General features: G+C 67.6%; 21 protein-coding genes. 12 read left to right on the top strand and 9 right to left on the bottom strand.

Annotated elements, in window-relative coordinates; all coding sequences use genetic code 11:
- Window position 1: 1 nt before the first annotated feature.
- The 3 genes from RMO01_RS08610 to RMO01_RS08600 all read right to left on the bottom strand — a co-directional run bounded on the left by RMO01_RS08610 (window position 2) and on the right by RMO01_RS08600 (window position 1,667).
- Window positions 2-460 (bottom strand): hypothetical protein, encoded by a 459-nt coding sequence (locus tag RMO01_RS08610; protein ID WP_309628632.1) that lies wholly within the window; start codon window positions 458-460, stop codon window positions 2-4.
- 87 nt (window positions 461-547) lie between these two features.
- Window positions 548-820: a hypothetical protein gene (locus RMO01_RS08605; RefSeq protein ID WP_309628631.1), complete on the bottom strand. Its 273-nt coding sequence runs from the start codon at window positions 818-820 to the stop codon at window positions 548-550.
- Between the two features lie 19 nt (window positions 821-839).
- Window positions 840-1,667, bottom strand: a complete 828-nt coding sequence (locus RMO01_RS08600) for a phosphatase PAP2 family protein (protein WP_309628630.1) — start codon at window positions 1,665-1,667, stop codon at window positions 840-842.
- Between the two features lie 180 nt (window positions 1,668-1,847).
- Here RMO01_RS08600 and mutM point away from each other — a divergent pair, with 180 nt between their 5' ends.
- The 8 genes from mutM to dnaA all read left to right on the top strand — a co-directional run bounded on the left by mutM (window position 1,848) and on the right by dnaA (window position 7,635).
- Window positions 1,848-2,711, top strand: coding sequence for a bifunctional DNA-formamidopyrimidine glycosylase/DNA-(apurinic or apyrimidinic site) lyase (gene mutM / locus RMO01_RS08595; RefSeq protein ID WP_309628629.1), 864 nt, complete (start codon window positions 1,848-1,850; stop codon window positions 2,709-2,711).
- Complete coding sequence (locus RMO01_RS08590; RefSeq protein WP_309628628.1) at window positions 2,711-3,256, top strand: DUF1697 domain-containing protein; 546 nt, start codon at window positions 2,711-2,713, stop codon at window positions 3,254-3,256. Before mutM ends, RMO01_RS08590 begins: the two co-directional genes overlap by 1 nt.
- 87 nt (window positions 3,257-3,343) lie before the next feature.
- Window positions 3,344-3,832 (top strand): hypothetical protein, encoded by a 489-nt coding sequence (locus RMO01_RS08585; protein ID WP_309628627.1) that lies wholly within the window; start codon window positions 3,344-3,346, stop codon window positions 3,830-3,832.
- The gene (locus RMO01_RS08580; protein ID WP_309628626.1) at window positions 3,832-4,293 is read left to right on the top strand and encodes a hypothetical protein; all 462 of its coding nucleotides are present in this window, start codon (window positions 3,832-3,834) and stop codon (window positions 4,291-4,293) included. Before RMO01_RS08585 ends, RMO01_RS08580 begins: the two co-directional genes overlap by 1 nt.
- Complete coding sequence (locus RMO01_RS08575; RefSeq protein WP_309628625.1) at window positions 4,290-4,505, top strand: helix-turn-helix transcriptional regulator; 216 nt, start codon at window positions 4,290-4,292, stop codon at window positions 4,503-4,505. The genes RMO01_RS08580 and RMO01_RS08575 overlap by 4 nt, the downstream gene beginning before the upstream one ends.
- A gap of 36 nt (window positions 4,506-4,541) precedes the next feature.
- Entirely contained in the window at window positions 4,542-5,330 is a 789-nt protein-coding gene (locus tag RMO01_RS08570) for an enoyl-CoA hydratase-related protein (RefSeq protein ID WP_309628624.1), read from the top strand.
- A 104-nt stretch (window positions 5,331-5,434) separates the two neighbouring features.
- Window positions 5,435-5,704, top strand: coding sequence for a 30S ribosomal protein S20 (gene rpsT / locus RMO01_RS08565; protein ID WP_298159288.1), 270 nt, complete (start codon window positions 5,435-5,437; stop codon window positions 5,702-5,704).
- Between the two features lie 512 nt (window positions 5,705-6,216).
- Window positions 6,217-7,635 (top strand): chromosomal replication initiator protein DnaA, encoded by a 1,419-nt coding sequence (gene dnaA, locus RMO01_RS08560; protein ID WP_309628623.1) that lies wholly within the window; start codon window positions 6,217-6,219, stop codon window positions 7,633-7,635.
- A gap of 220 nt (window positions 7,636-7,855) precedes the next feature.
- On the opposite strand, the gene RMO01_RS08555 is transcribed toward dnaA, so the two are convergent.
- From RMO01_RS08555 to RMO01_RS08545, 3 genes are read right to left on the bottom strand one after another with little or no spacing between them, the layout of a single operon-like run.
- Window positions 7,856-8,116 (bottom strand): KTSC domain-containing protein, encoded by a 261-nt coding sequence (locus tag RMO01_RS08555; protein WP_309628622.1) that lies wholly within the window; start codon window positions 8,114-8,116, stop codon window positions 7,856-7,858.
- A gap of 9 nt (window positions 8,117-8,125) precedes the next feature.
- The gene (locus RMO01_RS08550; RefSeq protein ID WP_309628621.1) at window positions 8,126-8,557 is read right to left on the bottom strand and encodes a pyridoxamine 5'-phosphate oxidase family protein; all 432 of its coding nucleotides are present in this window, start codon (window positions 8,555-8,557) and stop codon (window positions 8,126-8,128) included.
- Between the two features lie 55 nt (window positions 8,558-8,612).
- Window positions 8,613-9,317, bottom strand: a complete 705-nt coding sequence (locus RMO01_RS08545; RefSeq protein ID WP_309628620.1) for a glutathione binding-like protein — start codon at window positions 9,315-9,317, stop codon at window positions 8,613-8,615.
- A 166-nt stretch (window positions 9,318-9,483) separates the two neighbouring features.
- Between RMO01_RS08545 and RMO01_RS08540 the strand changes: the two genes are divergently transcribed.
- Window positions 9,484-9,660, top strand: coding sequence for a DUF1508 domain-containing protein (locus RMO01_RS08540; RefSeq protein WP_309628619.1), 177 nt, complete (start codon window positions 9,484-9,486; stop codon window positions 9,658-9,660).
- Here the strand turns inward: RMO01_RS08540 and rimM are convergent, their stop codons facing one another.
- From rimM to ffh, 3 genes are all read right to left on the bottom strand, one after another.
- Window positions 9,661-10,188: a ribosome maturation factor RimM gene (gene rimM, locus RMO01_RS08535; protein WP_309628618.1), complete on the bottom strand. Its 528-nt coding sequence runs from the start codon at window positions 10,186-10,188 to the stop codon at window positions 9,661-9,663.
- 107 nt (window positions 10,189-10,295) lie between these two features.
- Entirely contained in the window at window positions 10,296-10,892 is a 597-nt protein-coding gene (rpsP, locus tag RMO01_RS08530) for a 30S ribosomal protein S16 (RefSeq protein WP_309628617.1), read from the bottom strand.
- Window positions 10,893-10,913: 21 nt separating this feature from the next.
- The gene (gene ffh / locus RMO01_RS08525) at window positions 10,914-12,449 is read right to left on the bottom strand and encodes a signal recognition particle protein (protein WP_309628616.1); all 1,536 of its coding nucleotides are present in this window, start codon (window positions 12,447-12,449) and stop codon (window positions 10,914-10,916) included.
- A 275-nt stretch (window positions 12,450-12,724) separates the two neighbouring features.
- Between ffh and RMO01_RS08520 the strand changes: the two genes are divergently transcribed.
- The 3 genes from RMO01_RS08520 to RMO01_RS08510 all read left to right on the top strand — a co-directional run bounded on the left by RMO01_RS08520 (window position 12,725) and on the right by RMO01_RS08510 (window position 17,953).
- On the top strand, window positions 12,725-14,683 hold the full coding sequence (locus RMO01_RS08520; RefSeq protein WP_309628615.1) for a prolyl oligopeptidase family serine peptidase: 1,959 nt from the start codon (window positions 12,725-12,727) through the stop codon (window positions 14,681-14,683).
- 83 nt (window positions 14,684-14,766) lie between these two features.
- Window positions 14,767-17,475 carry a phosphoenolpyruvate carboxylase gene (gene ppc / locus RMO01_RS08515; RefSeq protein WP_309628614.1) on the top strand — a complete coding sequence of 903 codons (2,709 nt, stop codon included), beginning with the start codon at window positions 14,767-14,769 and terminating at the stop codon, window positions 17,473-17,475.
- Window positions 17,476-17,644: 169 nt separating this feature from the next.
- Entirely contained in the window at window positions 17,645-17,953 is a 309-nt protein-coding gene (locus tag RMO01_RS08510) for a UrcA family protein (protein WP_309628613.1), read from the top strand.
- Window positions 17,954-17,981: the final 28 nt, after the last annotated feature.

Raw genomic sequence — 17,981 nt, 5'->3', positions numbered from 1 at the left:
ATCAGGTCTCGGGCGGATAGGCGGTGCGGGCGTCGGCGCAGGCCTGTTGCGGCATCGCGCCCGGGATGGCCAGGCTGGCCGTCAGGGCGCGCGTCTCCTCGCCGATGTCGGGGCATTCGGTCGCCGTCAAGGTCAGGGTCAGGGTCTTTCCGTCGCTGAGCGTTACGGCATAGACGGCGGTGTCGCCGGTCACGACCGGAGCGGCCGGTCCGGTGCGCGGGGTCGTGATGTCGCCGCCGAAATCCTCCATGTCGCGATAGGTCATCACGCCGTCGGCGATGTCGATGGTCCAGAACGGCTCGGTCCCGGCGGCCCGGACCGGCTGGGTCAGGTCTATCGCGCCCAGCTGGAGCGTGGGCGCGGCCGCCGCAACGGGTTCGACGTCGGCCTTCCCCGGCTCGGCAGCCGGCGAACAGGCGGCGAGGATCAAAGCGAAGGCCGAGGCGATCAAGGCGCGCATGGTCAGCTCCGGAAGGACGATGCGGCAGAAACGCAGCCCGGACGCCTGGGGTCAAGCCTGTGCGGTTAAGGTGCGGCCGGCGTTCGCCTAATAGACCTCGGGTTCGTCCCGTCCGGGGTCCAGAGAGTTGTCGACCTGGTCGTCCCAGCCCTCGCGATGCGACTTGAAGGCCAGGGCCATCAGGACCCAGGTCAGGCCGACCGTCCCGGCGACGCCCAGCCCCATGGCGATCCAGCCGTGCAGGGGCAGGTCGCCCCCGCCGATCGCGCCCCAGAACAGGCTCAGCCCCCACGTCGCCGCCGCAGAGAGGGCGAGGGCGATCAGGGTGTGGATGCAGAAACGCTGGACATGGACGGACATGCCCGGGCCATAGCAGGTTTCAGGCGATCTTGCCGCTCCGACGGCGGGCGCGGCGAATCTGACGCACCGTCCGGGGGCAGGCGAGCGCGAGCCGGTGCAGGGCGGCGATGACCAGCCCGGTCAGCGCCCACGACAGCAGAATATCCGACAGGAAATGGCCGCCGAAGGCGATGCGGTTGATCGACAGGGCCGCAGCATAGGTCATGACGGCGGGCAGGGCCCAGCGACGCCACGGGGCCGGGACCATCAGGACGGCGACGGCCACCATCCAGGCGGCGGACGATCCTTCGCCTGAGACGAAGGAACAGTTGGACAGGCAGTTGTCCGACAACTGCCAGGCGCGGGTGAAGTCGGCATCGCCGCCAAAGCCCTCGATCTGGATCGGCCGGGCGCGACCCCACATCGACTTCAGGACGCCGTTGACGAGAAAGCCTGAGGCGATGACCAGGCCCGCGATGAGCACCGCAGCGCGCCGGCCCCAGCCCGTGAGACGGCGCGGATTTCGACGCAGGGCCAGGACGATCTCCCCGATCAGGCCCAGCAGCATCAGTCCGAGCACCCAGGTGGAGGACTTGCGCAGCCCCCTCAGGACCGGATTGTCCGCCAGGATAAAGCCGGCGCCGGGACTGTAGAACAGGGCGCTGACCGCCATGTCGACGCCGGGCAGAAGGGCGAAATACAGCGACAGGACCAAGACCGTCACAAAGGCCACGGTCACGGGCTCGTCGGCGCGGACGCCGCCTGCCAATGACAGCTGCAGCCGCGTCCCGCCTCGCCGCAGGGCGTGGATGTTGAACAGGCGACGCGCGCGCCGTCCCCGTCCGCCGATGGCTGTGACGTCCGTCATCGATCCCCCAATCGAGCCGTGAGACGGGGATGGCTGACTCGTGCGGCGGGCGTGTCACCGAAACATGGGGGTTTGGCGGAGCTTCCGCGTCGGCCCGATGTAGAGCCGTCCGTGACCGCACGGCTTATGGCGACGCGGGTTCGACTTCTCCCCGTCGCGGTGACCGGCTAGACCAAGGAGATGCCTGAACTTCCCGAGGTCGAGACGGTCCGACGCGGCCTGGAGCCGGTGCTGGTCGGAGCCCGACTGACGCGGGTGCGACAGAACCGTCCGGACCTGCGCTTTCCCTTCCCCGACCGGTTCGTTGAGCGACTGGAGGGGGCCACGGTCGAGCGGATCGACCGCCGGGCCAAGTATCTGCTTGCGACCCTGTCCACCGGCGAGACGTGGGTCGCGCACCTGGGCATGACCGGCCGGTTCACCGTCGACGGCGAACAGCTGGGCGAGTTCGAGGAAGCGGCCCCTATCGCCGGCAAGCACGAGCATATGAGTTTCTGTGCCCTGCAGGACGGCCGCGCCACGCGGGTGGGGTTCGCCGACGCCCGCCGGTTCGGCTTCATGGGCCTGATCCCGACCGATCAGGTCGAGACCCATCCCTGGTTCGCCGCCATGGGGCCGGAGCCGCTCGGCAACGGCTTTTCCGGCGCCCATCTGGCCGAGGTGTTCGACGGCAAGAAACAGAACGTAAAGGTGTCGCTTCTGGATCAGCGCAACGTCGCCGGCCTGGGCAATATCTATGTCTGCGAGGCCCTGTACCGGGCCCGCATCTCTCCCCTGATCGCGGCGGGAAAGGTGTCGAAAGCGCGGCTGGAGACCCTGGCCTCGGTGATCCGCGACGTCCTCAACGACGCCATCGCGGCGGGCGGCTCGACCCTCAAGGACTTCGCCAACGCCGAGGGCGGCCAAGGCTATTTCCAGCACCGGTTCGACGTCTACGGCCGCGAGGGCCAACCCTGTCTGGCGGAAGGCTGCACCGGCGTGGTCAAACGTGTCGTCCAGGGCGGTCGCTCGACCTTCTACTGCCCGTCCTGTCAGAGGCGCTGATGACCCACCGCATAATCCTGTTCCGCGGCATGAACACCGGCGGTGTCCGCGCCCCCGTCGGCGAGCAGCGCGCGATGGCGCAGGCGATGGGGCTGAAGAACCCGCGCACGCTTCTGGCCAGCGGAAACCTTGTGGTCGAGAGCGACAAGGCGACGGCGACGCTGGAGGCCGACATCGAGGCGGAGATGGAGCGCCGCTTCGGCCTGAAGGTCGCGGCCATGGTCCGCACGTCCGGGCAATGGGCGGCGCTGATCGCCGCCAACCCCTTCGCCGCCGAGGCGGCATCCAACCCGTCCAAGGTCCTGGCCATGGTCATGAAGGACGGGATCAAGGACGGCGCGATCGAGGCCTGTCGCGCGTTGGCCGAGGGCGGCGAGGCGGTCGAGGGCCGGACCGGGTCGGGCGGCGACGTTCTCTATTTCTGGTTCCCGAACGGTCAGGGCGAAAGCGGTATCTTCAAGAAGGCGACGCCACGCATGCTGGGCATGGGCACCGGGCGGAACTGGAACACGGTGCTTAAGCTGGCTGACATGGTGCAAGTCTGAGAAATCAGACGTCGTGTAAAAAATATTGGACATGATGTCGGCGATATGCGACATCGTCTTCGCCGCCTGTTGCGGCGGAGGGCCGGCATGTCGTTTCGAGAGAAGCATCTGTGGATCAGCATCATCGCCTCGGTGGCGGTGTGGGGCTGGTATTTCTGGTTCCTGATCCGGCACGTCGCCGCGGGCCGGCTGGTCAGCGATCATTTCACCGGCGAGGTCAGCCTGGCGTTCATGGGCAGTCTCGTGGTCGTGGTGGTTGTCGAGGTCGTACTGACCATCATCGCCACCGCGACCACGCCGAAGTCCGAGCGCGACACCCGCGACGAGCGCGAAATCCTCGCCTCGTTGAAAGCCAGCCACGTCGCCCTGATGGCGCTGATCGGCCTGGTCTTCTGCGTTTCGGCCGGCGCTTATTTCGCCGGGCTGCTGGACGATAACTTCGTCGGCGGTCCCGCCGTCTTCTCCATCACCGGCGAGATGATGGTCCTTCTGGCCAACGTCCTGCTGGCCTGCCTTATCCTGGCCGAGATGATCCGCGCCGGAGTCACACTGATGCTGCTGCGGAGGGCTCGCTGATGTCGTTTCGGGAAAAGGCGGCCTGGATCAGCCTGGGCAGCGGTGTTGTCATCTGGGGGTTCTATTTCGTCGTCGTCTGGGGCCGGCTCGTCGCCCTGCCGGGCGAATGGCCCGTCGCCCTGTTCGTGGAGTGCGTCATCGCCAGCCTGCTGGTTCAGGCGGTCTTGATGGGGCTGGCGGCCTGGCGGACCCCACGCGACCAACGCTCTCTGTCCGACGAGCGCGAAATCCAGATCGACGGTCGGGCCACGAGCGTCGGCTATGCGGCCCTGACCGGCCTCGTCCTGTGTGTCGCCCTGATCAGTCCTTTCGCGGTCGGAGTGGAGTTCGGCGGTCTTGCCGCCGCGTCACGCGGCGAGGCCGCGACCATCATGGGCCAGGGGCTGCTGCTGGCCATCGTCCTGGCCGAAGCCGTGAAGTCGGCCGTCGTGGTGATCCTGCACCGCCGGATCGCCGCGTGAAGGGCCCGCCGCCGATCCGGAACCGCATCCGCGAACTGCGCTTTCACGCCGCGGAGATGACCCAGGCCGATCTGGCCACGCGGATCGGCATGACCCGCCAGACCATCGTCGCCATGGAACAGGGCAAATACTCGCCCAGCCTCGAAGCCGCCTTCCGCATCGCCGGCGTCTTCGGCGTGGCGATCACCGAGGTGTTCCAGTGGGAGGGGTGAGGCGCTAGACCTCGGTGATGACCCAAGGAGCGCATCATGGCCGACACCTATTCCACCCTTCTGATCGACCGGTATGCCGACGGCTACGCCGTGGTCACCCTGAACCGGCCAGAGGCGCTCAACGCCCTGAACTCGGCCCTGTTCAGGGATCTGGCCGCCTTCCTCGACGCGGTCGAGCATGACGACACGGTGCGCTGCCTGATCCTGACCGGGTCGGGCGACAAGGCGTTCGCGGCGGGCGCCGACATCAAGGAGATGTCGGACCAGTCCTATGCCGACATGTACAAGGGCAATTTCTTCGCCCTGGGCCACGACCGGATCACCCGGTTCAGAAAGCCGATCATCGCGGCCGTCAACGGCTTCGCCCTCGGCGGCGGGTGCGAGCTGGCCATGCTGTGCGACTTCATCGTCGCCTCGGACAAGGCGAAGTTCGGCCAGCCGGAGATCAACCTCGGCGTTGCGCCCGGCATCGGCGGCTCCCAGCGGCTGACGCGTCTGGTCGGCAAGTCCAAGGCCATGGACATGGTCCTGACCGCCCGGATGATGGACGCCGCCGAGGCCGAACGCGCCGGCCTGGCGTCGCGCGTCTTCCCGCATGAGACCCTGCTGGACGAGACCCGCAAGATCGCCGCGAAGATCGCCTCCCAGAGCCCTCTGGCCGTCATGGCCAACAAGGAGATGGTCAACGCCGCCCTCGAGACGACCCTGACCCAGGGCGTCCAGTTCGAGCGCCGCCTGTTCCACTCCCTGTTCGCCTTCGAGGATCAGAAGGAAGGGATGGCGGCCTTCGTCGAGAAGCGGAAGCCGGTGTTCACGGGGCGCTAGACTCTCGTTGACCCTCCGGGCCCCTTCCGCTATAGCCGCCCGCTCTTGAAGATTTTCCGCGCCGTGGACGGGTGTCTGCGGCGTTTCCGTTGATAGGTTTGACGATGGCCAACAATCCCGGCGCCAAGAAAGCGATCCGCAAGATCGCCGCGCGCACCGAAGTGAACAAGTCGCGCCGTACCCGCGTCCGCACCTTCCTTCGCAAGTTCCAGGAAGCCGTGACCGGCGGCGACGCCGCCGCCGCCCAGGGCGCCTTTGTCGAGGCCCAGTCCGAGCTGATGCGCGCCGTCACCAAGGGCGTCGTTCACAAGAACACCGGCTCGCGCAAGGTGAGCCGTCTGCACGCCCAGCTGAAGAAGATGTCGGCGGCGTAAAACTCCTTAGGTACGACTGCGTACTCAAGGCGTTTTCAGGGGAGGGTCACGCCCCTGTCATACGAAAATCTAGCGATTTCAACGGCGAGTAAGCACCAGCTTACTCGCCGTTTCGCCGTGTGCGGATAAGTCTAAACACGGGAATCGGGGTTCGCCGAACAGGCGAAATCGGCATTTTCCTAGGCGTGATTTGGCTTTAGCGGAGTCAAACAATTTAACTGCGAATCGGCTCGCGAATCAGCGTTGACCCATGCGTCGTCGGGCGTAAGTTTTGGGCTCTAACGCACTTCCATCCCCACACGGATGAAGACGGAGCGGGGGCAAACCCCTGCGCCGGCGGGAGACGTCTGTCCGCGAGGTCGCCCCCGCTTTCGAAGCTCACGCTTCGGAGGTCAGGAGAACGCGTCCCTGGATCGGCCGACCCGGCGTGGACTTCGGGACAGAAGGTTCCGGTGCGGGATGACCAATTTAAGGCGGGTGTAACGACGATGGGGGGCTTGGCGTTGGCGAACATGACGGACCCGGACCGGATCTGGAACGAGGCCTCGCTCAGGCTCCGGGCCGAAATCGGCGACGGACCGTTCAGCTCCTATATCGCGCCCTCGGCGGTGCGGATCGACGGGGGCGGTCAGCTGATCCTGGTCACCCCGACCGGCTACGCCCGCGACTGGGTGCGCAAGAACGCCCTGCGCCGTCTGAACGAGCTGTGGCTGGGCCTGGACGGCCTGTCGCGCCGTCTGGAGGTTCGGTGTCGCGCCGAGGTGACCTCCGCACCCCCAGCCTCGTCCATGGCCTCCTCCGTGGCCCTGCAGGCTCTATCGGCTGCCCATGAGCAGACACCGGTGGCGCCCACTGTCGGGCCGGTCACCGACGGCGCCCGCGCCGTGCGCGCCGCGGGCCTGCAGGAGCGTCTGACCTTCGACAGTTTCGTCGAGGGCCAGGGCAACGCCTTCGCCCTGGCCATCGCCCGCCAGACGGCCAGCTGGGCCGACGGCCATTTCAACCCGATCTTCTTCTGCGGCCCCTACGGCTACGGCAAGACCCACCTGCTGAACGCCATCGCCTGGGAGGCCCAGCGCCTGCGCCCCGACGCCAAGGTCGTCTATCTGACCGCCGAGCGCTTCCTGTCGACCTTCGTCAAGGCCATGCAGGACCGCTCCACCGCCGCCTTCAAGGAGAGCCTGCGCTCGGCCGACATGCTGCTGCTGGACGACGTCCAGTTCGTGGGCGGCAAGGCCTCCACCCAGGAGGAACTGCTGTCGACCCTCACGGCCCTGATCGAGGACGGCAAACGCATCGTCCTGTCGGCCGACCGTCCGCCCATGGCCCTGACCGAGGTCGAACCGCGTCTGCGCAGCCATCTGGCCGCCGGCCTGACCTGCCCTGTCGAGCCCGCTGATCGCGCCCTCAAGATCGCCGTGGCCGAGAACCGGCTGGCCGCCTTCGCCCGCATGGGCGTAGTGTCCGGCGAGGCCTCGCGCGAGGTGCTGGAACAGGTCGTCGACCGGACCCCGGGTTCGGTGCGCGAGCTGGAGGGCGCCGTGAACACCCTGGCCGCCGCCGCCGGGTCGCGACTGTCGTCCCTCGGCGTCGAGGAGACCCTGACGCTGCTTGGCTCGGCCCTGCGTGGCGGGCCCGAGCGCCGCATCACCGTGGACGAGATCCAGAAGACGGTGGCCGAACATTTCAACATGAAGCAGGCGGATCTGCTGTCGGAACGCCGCACACGCGCCGTGGCCCGTCCGCGGCAGATCGCCATGTGGCTGTGCAAACAGCACACGACCCGGTCCTATCCCGACATCGGCCGTCGCTTCGGCGGGCGCGACCACACCACGGTCCTGCACGGCGTGCGCAAGATCGAGGAGCTGATGCCCCAGGACGACCAGATCGCCCGCGACGTCGAGGCGTTGACGCGGAAGCTGCGGGGGTAGGCCGGACGTTTGGCGCTATCGGCGCCGTTCGCGCGTACGATTGGCGGTCTCGGCGGTTCACGACCCGAAGAGTTTTCAGTTCACGGGCGTCTCGAATCGGCCGTCGGACACGGCTGGATTTGCGGTCTCATTTCTCACCGTGCACCCCGGCGAAGGCCGGGGTCCAGATGGCGAACACGGTGAGGGGATCAGCACTCCCCATGCAATATCCCGGCCGCCTTCAACTGTGATCTGGTCCGCGGCGAAGGCCGGGGTGAACGGGTAAAGACGGGTGCGCCGACCCGTCCGTCACCCGACGGTAGGGATAGCGATCCCGGACGTTCGGCCCGAAGAACCGCCCCCTGGAAGGGGCGGCCTTGAGGCCGGCGGCGGCCTCCGGCGGCACCTCGTCATACTCATAGGTCTCGCCCGAGACGAAGCCGACCCGCAGCGTGCGGGCCGCCTCGTTATATCGGAACCAGCGGATGACGCTGGAGGGCACGCCGAGCCCCTACAGCGTCAGTTCGCCCTCGTCGTCGCCGTCCCAGTAGGCGATGCGCGAGGCGTGGGCCTTGATCAGGACCAGGCCCGGCGTGTCGGCCCCCTGCGGGAACCAGCGGTCCAGGCCCCTGGTCCAGTGGGCGACGAACTGGGCCTTGTCGCGGATCAGCTCGGCGCTCGCCTCGACCGAGATGAAGATACCGGGCTTGCCGAGCAGTCCCTTCTCGCCAGTCAGGGTCAGGCCGACGATCGGATCGCCCATGATGTCCGTCACCATGCCGGTGTCCTCGGTGGTGAAGAACCAGCTGTCGCCGTCGTAGTCGACCTCGCCGTTGTTGCTCATCGGCCGCGACGTCAGGGCGCCGGAGGCGGTGCGGGTCGTCAGCATTGTGAAGTCGATGTGGCGCATCTTCTTCGACAGCTCTTTGAGGATCAGTTTCATCGGGGCGTCCTTTGTTGCCCCGACCCAACACCCCACCCGCCCGGACGATCCCGCGTCAGGAGCGCGCGGGGATATTCAGACCGCGTTCGACCGCCGGTCGGGCGAGGCAGCGCTCGACCCAGGCGGGCACGGCCTTCAGCGACGCATAGTCGACCAGTTCGCCGGCCTCGTAGAAGCCGACCAGGTTCCGCACCCAGCCGATCAGGGCGATGTCGGCGATGGTGAAGTCGTCGCCCATGATGAAGGCGCGATCCTTCAGCCGGTCCTCCAGCACGCCCAGCAGCCGTTTGGACTCGGCGACGTAGCGGTCGCGCGGACGCTTTTCCGCATATGCCGCGCCCGCGAACTTTTGGAAGAAGCCGAGCTGGCCGAACATCGGGCCGACGGCCCCCATCTGCCAGAAAACCCACTGCAGGGTCTCGTAGCGGGCGGCGGGATCGGTCGGGATCAGCTGGCCGGTCTTGTCGGCCAGATAGACGAGGATGGCGCCCGATTCCCACAGGCCCATCGGCGCTCCGCCCGGGCCGTCGGGATCGAGGATGGCCGGGATCTTGCCGTTGGGGTTCAGCGAAAGATAGTCAGGCGTCCAGGTCTCGTTCTTCATGATGTCCACCAGGTGGACCTCATAGGGGATGCCGATCTCCTCCAGCATGATCGAGGCTTTCACCCCGTTGGGCGTGGGCAGGGAATAGAGCTGCAGCCGGTCAGGATGGGAGGCCGGGTACTGGCGCGTGATCGGGAAGGCGGAGAGGTCAGTCATGAGGCACCGTGACGGTTGCAGATGGGCTGCATGTCGGGTGACGGTCGGTGCGCCGCAAGGGCGCCGCCGCGCGCTTCACGCGCCTGTGTACGCCGTCAGACATTGTCAGGTGGCCGCCCGCGGGAAGCGGGGCTTTATCCGGGCCTCACCAATGAGGAGGCGCCCGATGGCCCACAAGTTTGAAGTCTACAAGGACAAGGCCGGCGAGTTCCGCGTCCGCTTCAAGTTCAATTCGGAAATCATCTTCTCGACCGAGGGCTACTCGGACAAGTCGGGCGCCAAGCGCGCGATCGAGTCGATCAAGAAATACGTCGGCGACGCCGAAACCGTCGAGATCGAATAGTCAGTCGGGCTCGCGCTCGCCGACCTCCTCCGGGCGGACGGCGAGCAGCCAGCCGTCGGACAGATGCAGCTCCGGCACGGCCGCCTTGGTGAAGGGCAGGTACCAGGTCTGGCCGCCCGCGACCGGGATGATTTCCAGCATGTCGTCGGCGCCGAAATTCTGTACCGCCTTGACCGTGCCGAGGACCACGCCCCCGGCGTCGCGGGCCTCCACACCGATCAGGTCGGCCAGATAGAATTCGTCCTCCTCGGGCGCCGGGAAGGCGTCGCGCGAGACATAGAGTTTCAGATTGCGAAGGGCGTCGGCCTCTTCCTTGGTGGCGATCTCCTTCGCCCGCCCGACGACGCCGTCCTTGGTCGCGCGCGTCTGCGTCAGTGTCAGGCCGTGCGAGCCGTCGCTGCGCAGCAGGGGACCATAGGCGGTCAGCGCCAGCGGGTCGGCGGTGTAGGCCGTCACCCGCACCTCGCCCTTGACCCCGAACCCGCCGGCGACGTGGCCGACGAGGATGAGTTTCTGGTCATTCGCCATCATGCGCTCCCTGGTTCCTTCTCCAGATAGCAGAAGGGCAGCGTTCGAATCGAACACTGCCCTCCGTCATCCGGACCCCGGCCTGCGCCGGGGTGCGTCCGAAGCCCTTAGGCCTCGGTCTTTTCTTCTTCAGCTTCAGCAGCCGGAGCGTCTTCAGCAGCGGCTTCAGCGGCCGGAGCTTCAGCAGCAGCTTCCGGAGCGGCTTCTTCGGCAGCAGCCTCTTCAACCGGAGCCTCTTCAACCGGCGGCGCGTTCTTCGCGGCCTCAGCCGCAGCGGCTGCCTCTTCCTTGGCCCGCACAGCGGCTTCAGCGGCTTCGATCTTCGCAGCGGCCTCGGCCTCGGCGCGGTCGGCTTCGCGCTGGGCGCGCTCGGCGGTGCGTTCCTGGGCCTTCTTGCCCGGGGCGCCCTTGTTCGGGTTGTTGGACTGGGTCCACTTGACCTTGCCGGTCAGGGCTTCGTCGGTGCTCTGCGAGATGAAGCGCGCGACGCGGTCGGTCGGCTGGGCGCCCTTGCCGAGCCATTCCGAGATCCGGTCGGCCTTCAGGGTGACGCGCGGCTTGTCGCCGTCCTTGGCCAGCATCGGGTTGTAGGTGCCGACGCGCTCGATGAACTTGCCGTCGCGGGGAGCATGCGAGTCGGCAACGACGATGTAGTAGTAGGGGCGCTTCTTGGCGCCGCCGCGGGCCAGACGAATCTTCAGCATTTCAAGTCTCTTTCTACGGGATCAGTTTTTCTTGGTGGGTAGGCCGGGAAGACCTGGAAGGCCTCCCGGGAGTTGTCCGCCACCCAGTCCGGCGAGCCGGTCCTGAATGGCTTTCATTTCGTCAGCCGAGGGTTCGGGCATCCTGCCGCCCCCCATGGCCTTCAAACGGTTGAGGTCGGGGCCGCCGCCCATGCCGGGCGCGCCGCCGCCGAGACCGCCGAGCATGGCGGCCATCTGCTGCATCTTGCGCGGGCCGCCTTTCGACATGGATTTGACCATGTCGGCCATCTGGCGGTGCTGTTTGAGCAGGCGGTTGATGTCCTGGACCTCGACGCCCGCGCCCGCGGCGATCCGCTTGCGGCGCGAGGCGTTGAGCAGGTCGGGCTTCTTGCGCTCGGCCCTGGTCATCGAGGAGATGATGGCTTCCTGGCGCAGGATCATCCGGTCGTCGACGCCACTCTCGGCCATCTGGTTCTTCATCTTGGCCACGCCGGGCAGCATGCCCATGATGCCCTGAAGACCGCCCATCCGCTTCATCTGTTGCAGCTGGGCGGCGAGGTCGTTGAGGTCGAACTGGCCCTTGGCCAGTTTGCGGGCCATGGCTTCGGCCTTGGAGGCGTCCAGGTCCTGCGACGCCTTCTCCACCAGGGCGACGATGTCCCCCTGACCCAGGATACGGCCGGCGACGCGGCGGGCGTCGAAGACCTCGAGCGCGTCGACCTTTTCGCCCGCGCCCATGTATTTGATCGGCAGGCCGGTGACGGCGCGCATCGACAGCATGGCGCCGCCGCGACCGTCGCCATCGGCGCGGGTCAGGATCAGGCCTGTCAGGGGCAGGCGTTCGTGGAAGGCCTTGGCGGTGCGGACCGCGTCCTGGCCGGTCAGGCTGTCGGCGACCAGCAGGGTCTCGACCGGCTTGGAAATATCGGCGACCTCGGCGACCTCGGCCATCAGACCCTCGTCGAGGGTGATGCGGCCGGCGGTGTCGAGGATCAGGACGTCGAAGCCCTGGAGCTTGGCGGACGTCAGGGCCCGGCGGGTGATCTGGACCGCGCTCTCGCCCGCCACGATCGGCAGGGTCACGACCTCGATCTGTTTGCCCAACTGGGCCAGCTGTTCCATGGCGGCCGGACGACGCGTGTCGAGCGAGGCCATCATGACCTTCTTGCGATCGAACTTCGTCAGACGCAGCGCCAGCTTGGCCGACGAGGTCGTCTTGCCCGAGCCCTGCAGGCCGGCCATCAGGATGACCGCGGGCGGCGTGGCGTTCAGGTTGAGCGGGGTCGGATCCTCGCCGCCCAGCATCTCGACCAGGCCGTCATAGACGATCTTGACCACCTGATCGGCCGGCTTGACCGAACGGATGACCTCTTCACCGGTGGCCTTCTCGGTGGCGAAGGCGATGAAGTCCTTGACGACGGGCAGGGCGACGTCGGCCTCCAGCAGAGCCACGCGCACTTCGCGCATCGCCTCCGCGACGTCCTTCTCGGACAGGGCGCCGCGGCCGGTGATCCGGTCGAAAACGCCTGTCAGCCGCTCGTTCAGAGCCTCGAACAATTCACTACCTCGTTAGCCCGTGGGCCGTTCAGACCGACGCGAGAACCGTGCTCCATAGCGAAACGACCTCTGGCGACGATCACGTCGGCAGAGGGTTCTCGCCATCCTCGTCCCGTCGAAACGGGGGTCGTGATGGTGGAGACGCAGGTTCAATTGCGCCGGAAGCGGCGGCTTATGAAGGAAAACAGCGGCGGAGACAAGGCGGGCTCACCCCTCCGCCTTGCCAAGCCGGCGTTGAGCCCCTCCTATCACGCCATCCGTTCTGGAGGGACATCATGCGCATCGTTCGACCCCTGGCCCTGGCCACCCTGTTGTCCGTGTCAGTCGCCTCGACCGTTCTCGCCCAGGCCGTCCCACCGGAACGGCGCGAGGCCGGGACTCTGGCCTACAGCGGCATCCCCGAAATCCCCGACGCGCTCAGGACAGACCTGCAGCGGTATCGCAACGCGCGCTCGGCCGGGTTCCAGGACTGGATGGAGGACGGCTCGATGCTGATCTCCACCCGCTTCGGCGAGACCGCCCAGCTGCACCGGGTCGCGGCGCCGGGCGCCGACCGGACCCAGATCACCTTCTTCGCCGAGCCGATCTCGAACGCCACGACCATCCCCGGCAGCGACCGCTTCGCCTACCAGCGCGACGTCGGCGGGGCCGAGAATTTCCAGACCTTCGTGGCCGGCGTCGGCGGCGGGGACATCGCCCTGACCGAGCCGAGCACGCGCAACGGCGCGCCGGTCTTCTCCAGCGACGGGCGACTGGCCGTCTGGACCCGGGTCGAACGGGGCCAGTCGGACTACGACATCCTGACCATGACGGTCGGCGATCCGTCCACACGACGCGTGGCCTTCGAGGGAACCGGCCAGTATTCGCCCGTCGACATCTCGCCCGACGGGACCAGGGTCCTGCTCAGCCAGTACATCTCCATCCTCGACGTGCGGCTGTGGGTGCTGGACCTGGCGACGGGGACTGCGACCCGGGTCCGGAAAAGCGACACGCCCGTGGCCTACAGCGGCGGTGAGTTCACCCGCGACGGGCGATCGATCATCACGACCTCGGACGAGGGGGGCGAAGGCCTGCGGTTGATCGAGATCGCTCTGGCCGACAATGCGGTGACACCCCTGACCGAGGCCTCGAACTGGGATGTCGACAACTTCGACCTCTCGGACGACGGGCGCGTCCTGGCATGGTCGACCAACGAGGACGGCTATTCGAAAGTCCATGTGCGCGACTTCATCACGCGCCGCGCCCTGCCGCAGCCGGAACTGCCGGCCGGGGTCCTGACCGCGCTGGCGTTCTCGTCCGACGGATCGAAGCTGGCCATCGGCCTGACGACCCCGTCCAGCTCGGGCGATGTCTGGAGCTGGGATGTGGCGGGCGGCGGTCTGACGCGCTGGACGCGGTCGGAGGTCGGTCCCCTGGATCCCGCGACCTTTGTGACGCCGGAGCTGGTGCGCTATCCGAGCTTCGACGGCCTGCAGATTCCGGCCTTCGTCTATCGCCCGACGGGTATCCGGGGACCTCGACCGGTCATCATCGACATCCACGGCGGACCCGAAGGCCAGTCGCGGCCCGGCTTCAACCCCAACTATCAGCAGTGGATCGCCGACCTCGGGGCCGTCGTCATCTCTCCGAACGTCCGCGGATCGACCGGCTATGGCAAGACCTGGCTGGCGGCCGACAACGGCCCGCTGCGCCAGGCCTCGGTGCAGGACATCGGGGCCCTGCTCGACTGGATCGCGACCCAGCCCGACCTGGATGGCGAACGGGTGGTCGTGCATGGCGGGTCCTATGGCGGGTTCATGGTGCTGGCCTCGCTCGCCGCCTATTCCGACCGTTTGGCGGGGGCGGTGAACCATTTCGGCATCGCCAACTTCGTCAGCTTCCTGGAGAACACCGAGGCCTATCGCCGCGACCTGCGCCGGGCTGAATACGGCGACGAGCGTGACCCGGCGATGCGGGCAGTGTTCGACCGGATCTCCCCGATCCACCTGACCGACCGGATGACCGCGCCGCTGCTGGTCCTGCAGGGCGCGAACGATCCCCGCGTGCCGCAGAGCGAGTCCGAACAGATCGTCGACGCCGTGCGCGCCGAGGGTCGGCCGGTCTGGTACCTGCTGGCCGCGAACGAAGGCCACGGCTTCCGCAAGAAGTTCAACTCCGATGGCGCGGCCGAGGTCGTGAACCTGTTCTTCCGTCAGGTCATGGACATCGACCCTACGGCTGCGAGCGCACAATAGGTTTCAGGCATCCTCGAGGGCTGGTCACGCCGCAGACCCCTGTTACGGTCACGCCTCCAGCCTCCCCGCTGAACGAGATGACCATGCCCGTTTCCGCCGAACCCGCCGCTGACGACCGCCTGCGCGAGGAGGTGCGGCTGCTCGGCGGCCTGCTCGGCGAGGTGATCCGCGACGAGGGCGGAAAGGATCTCTACGACCGGATTGAGGCGGTGCGGGTGGCCTCGGTCGGCTATCATCGCCACCCGGGCGCCAAGGGATCGGCCGAGCTGGAGCGGCTGCTCAACGAGCTGTCGCTCGATGACGCTGTCGGGCTGGCCCACGGGTTCGCGGTCTTCTCGCTTCTGGCCAATGTCGCCGAGGACCGCGCCGGCAAGCGACGGGCGCGCAGCCAGACGGCGGAGGGCGCGCGACCCGATACGCCCGAAGGGGCGCTGGCGCGGCTGACGACGGCGGGGCGGACAGTAGAAGAGGCGCGGGCCCTGTTGTCCGAGGCACTGATCTCGCCGGTGCTGACGGCCCACCCGTCGGAGGTTCGCAGGAAAAGCGTCATCGACCGGATCGCGACCGTGTCGGATCTGCTGGACGCCTGTGACCGAGACGACCTGGCCTGCGCGCCCGAGGTGATGATCAACGGCCTGCGCCGCCAGACCGTGATCCTTTGGGCGACGCGGCTGGTCCGGACCACGGGGCTGGTCGTGCAGGACGAGATCGACACCGTGGTGTCCTTCCTCGAGCGGGTGTTCCTGAAGGTCGCGCCGGAACAACTGATCGACTGGCGTCGTCGGCTGGATGCGCCCGAACTCAAGCCCTTCATTCGTATCGGCGCCTGGGTCGGCGGCGATCGTGACGGCAATCCCAATGTCGATGCGAACGCGTTGAGAGCCGCCTTCGCCACCCCGGCCAAGGCGGTGATGCGGCACTATCTGGAGGCGACCAACGCCCTGGGCGCGGAACTCAGCCTGTCGGGATCTCTGGCCGAAGTCAGCCCGGCGCTGAAGGCCCTGGCCGAAGGATCCGGCGATGATTCCCCGCACCGCGCCGACGAACCGTATCGCCGGGCCTTGAGCCAGATTTACGCCCGGCTGTCGGCGACCCATCCGATCCTGACCGGCCAGACTGCGCCGCGCCCCGCGCCGTTCGCCGCGCCGCCCTATGCCGGTCCGGGCGAGTTCCGGGCCGATCTCGCGGTTCTGCAGGACAGCCTCGTCGCCAGCCACGGTGCGGTCTTCGCCGACGACGGTCTGTCGCGCCTGATCGCCACGGTCGATGTGTTCGGATTCCACATGGCGACGCTCGATCTGCGCCAGAATTCAGACGTCCATGCGCGCGTCGTTTCCCATCTTCTGCGCGTCGCCGGGGTCTGCCCCGACTATGCGGCGCTGGACGAAGAGGCGCGCCTCACCCTGCTGTCAGCCGAGCTGGCGACGCCGCGTCTGCTCTTCAGCCCCTACGCCGAGTACGACCCCGAGGTGCTCAAGGAGCGGGCCATCCTGCAGGCCGCGGCCGAGGCTCTGGAGCGGTTCGGGCCGGAGGCCATCCGCACCCATATCGTGTCCAAGACGGACGCCGCCTCCGACATGCTGGAGGTCTATCTTCTGCTCAAGGAGGTCGGTCTCTACCGGCCCGATGCGCCCGGCGAATGCCCGATCCAGGCCGCCCCCCTGTTCGAGACCATCGACGATCTGCGTGCCGCCAGGCCCACGCTCGAGCGCCTCTTCAGGGAGCCGTCCGCCCTCGCCGTCGCCCGGGCGCGCGGGGTGCAGGAGGTGATGATCGGCTATTCCGACTCGAACAAGGACGGCTCCTACCTGACCTCGACCTGGGAACTGCACGAGGCGTCGCGGGCCCTGCTCAGCGTCACCCAGGCGGCGGGTCTGCGGCTGCAGCTGTTCCACGGCCGGGGCGGCGCCGTGGGGCGCGGCGGCGGATCGAGTTTCGCCGGCGTCCTGTCGCAGCCGACCGGGACGGTGGCCGGCCGTATCCGCATCACCGAACAGGGCGAGGTCATCGCCAACAAATACGGCGAGCCGGATGTGGCGCGGCGGAACCTGGACGCCCTGACCGCCGGGACCCTGATCGCGTCGCTGGCGCCGCCGCCGGACGAGGCCATGACGGCTAAACACGGCAAGACAGCCTCGGCCCTGTCGGTCGCCTCAATGGCCGCGTATCGGGCCCTGGTCTACGAGACGCCGGGCTTCGTCGACTATTTCCGGGCCGCCACCCCGATCAACGAGATCGCCGAGCTGAAGATCGGCTCCCGCCCCACCTCGCGGACCGCCTCCACCGCCATCGAGGATCTGCGCGCCATCCCCTGGGTGCTGAGCTGGTCGCAAAGTCGGGTCATGCTGCCGGGCTGGTTCGGCTTCGGTTCGGCCATTGAGGGCCAAGACATGGCCGAACTTCAGGCCATGGCCAGGGAGTGGCCATTCTTCCGGACCCTGGTCCAGAACATGGAAATGATAATGGCCAAGTCGGACATGACCATCGCCCGTCGGTACGCCTCGCTCGTGCCGGATCAGGCGCTGGCTGCGGCCACTTTCGGGGCCTTGCAGGCGGAGTGGGACCGCACGCGCGACGCCGTTCTGGCCATCACCGGGCAGGCGGAACTGCTGGGCGGTCAGCCGGAGCTGGACCGGTTGATCCGGCTGCGCATGCCCTATGTCGAGCCGCTGAACCATGTGCAGATCGAACTGATCCGCCGGCGACGCGCGGGGGACGACGATCCCATGGTGCGCGAGGGCATTCTGCTGGCGATCAACGGCGTGGCGGCGGGCCTGCGGAACAGCGGCTAGGCGCGCGAAACGATCGTGCTGTCCGTGGGCGGAATGAACACGATTTAACGCTCAAGGCGGGATTGTCCGAAAGGATTCATCGCGGCGTCACCGTGCGTGGACCGCCCTGTCACCGAAGGACGTCATAGGGGCGGCGTCGTCTCCCCGCGACGTTCAGCAGGATCCCGTCATGCACAAGTTCGCTCTCGCCGTTTCGGCAGCCTTCCTTCTCTCTGCCGGCGCCGCCTCCGCGCAGGATTATCGCATTCCGTTCGGCGACCTGGACCTCGGTTCGCTGCAAGGCGCAGCCGCCTTCGACGCCCGCGTCAACGACGCCGCCCGCAGCGCCTGCCGCCTCGGCGCGCCGATGCCGGACCTCCAGTGCCGCGCCCGGTTCCGCGCCGAAGCCATGCGTCTGCTGCCTGCCGCCCGTCGCGACGACTACGCCCGTGCGCGCGGCGGTCGAGTCCTGGCGATGGTTCCGATCGTCTACGGCTGACCGATTTGTCTCCCGGGACGGCTGGGCC

The sequence above is a fragment of the Brevundimonas sp. genome (assembly GCF_031412435.1).
GTDB lineage: Bacteria > Pseudomonadota > Alphaproteobacteria > Caulobacterales > Caulobacteraceae > Brevundimonas.
The sequence above is the reverse complement of the archived record's forward strand: the minus strand, read 5'-3'. Positions and strand labels throughout refer to the sequence as shown.

Coding starts and splice junctions, on each gene's coding strand:
- RMO01_RS08610 (WP_309628632.1), bottom strand. CDS start 460: ATGCGCGCCTTGATCGCCTCGGCCTTCGCTTTGATCCTCGCCGCCTGT.
- RMO01_RS08605 (WP_309628631.1), bottom strand. CDS start 820: ATGTCCGTCCATGTCCAGCGTTTCTGCATCCACACCCTGATCGCCCTC.
- RMO01_RS08600 (WP_309628630.1), bottom strand. CDS start 1,667: ATGACGGACGTCACAGCCATCGGCGGACGGGGACGGCGCGCGCGTCGC.
- mutM (WP_309628629.1), top strand. CDS start 1,848: ATGCCTGAACTTCCCGAGGTCGAGACGGTCCGACGCGGCCTGGAGCCG.
- RMO01_RS08590 (WP_309628628.1), top strand. CDS start 2,711: ATGACCCACCGCATAATCCTGTTCCGCGGCATGAACACCGGCGGTGTC.
- RMO01_RS08585 (WP_309628627.1), top strand. CDS start 3,344: ATGTCGTTTCGAGAGAAGCATCTGTGGATCAGCATCATCGCCTCGGTG.
- RMO01_RS08580 (WP_309628626.1), top strand. CDS start 3,832: ATGTCGTTTCGGGAAAAGGCGGCCTGGATCAGCCTGGGCAGCGGTGTT.
- RMO01_RS08570 (WP_309628624.1), top strand. CDS start 4,542: ATGGCCGACACCTATTCCACCCTTCTGATCGACCGGTATGCCGACGGC.
- rpsT (WP_298159288.1), top strand. CDS start 5,435: ATGGCCAACAATCCCGGCGCCAAGAAAGCGATCCGCAAGATCGCCGCG.
- dnaA (WP_309628623.1), top strand. CDS start 6,217: ATGACGGACCCGGACCGGATCTGGAACGAGGCCTCGCTCAGGCTCCGG.
- RMO01_RS08550 (WP_309628621.1), bottom strand. CDS start 8,557: ATGAAACTGATCCTCAAAGAGCTGTCGAAGAAGATGCGCCACATCGAC.
- RMO01_RS08545 (WP_309628620.1), bottom strand. CDS start 9,317: ATGACTGACCTCTCCGCCTTCCCGATCACGCGCCAGTACCCGGCCTCC.
- RMO01_RS08540 (WP_309628619.1), top strand. CDS start 9,484: ATGGCCCACAAGTTTGAAGTCTACAAGGACAAGGCCGGCGAGTTCCGC.
- rimM (WP_309628618.1), bottom strand. CDS start 10,188: ATGGCGAATGACCAGAAACTCATCCTCGTCGGCCACGTCGCCGGCGGG.
- rpsP (WP_309628617.1), bottom strand. CDS start 10,892: ATGCTGAAGATTCGTCTGGCCCGCGGCGGCGCCAAGAAGCGCCCCTAC.
- RMO01_RS08520 (WP_309628615.1), top strand. CDS start 12,725: ATGCGCATCGTTCGACCCCTGGCCCTGGCCACCCTGTTGTCCGTGTCA.
- ppc (WP_309628614.1), top strand. CDS start 14,767: ATGCCCGTTTCCGCCGAACCCGCCGCTGACGACCGCCTGCGCGAGGAG.
- RMO01_RS08510 (WP_309628613.1), top strand. CDS start 17,645: ATGCACAAGTTCGCTCTCGCCGTTTCGGCAGCCTTCCTTCTCTCTGCC.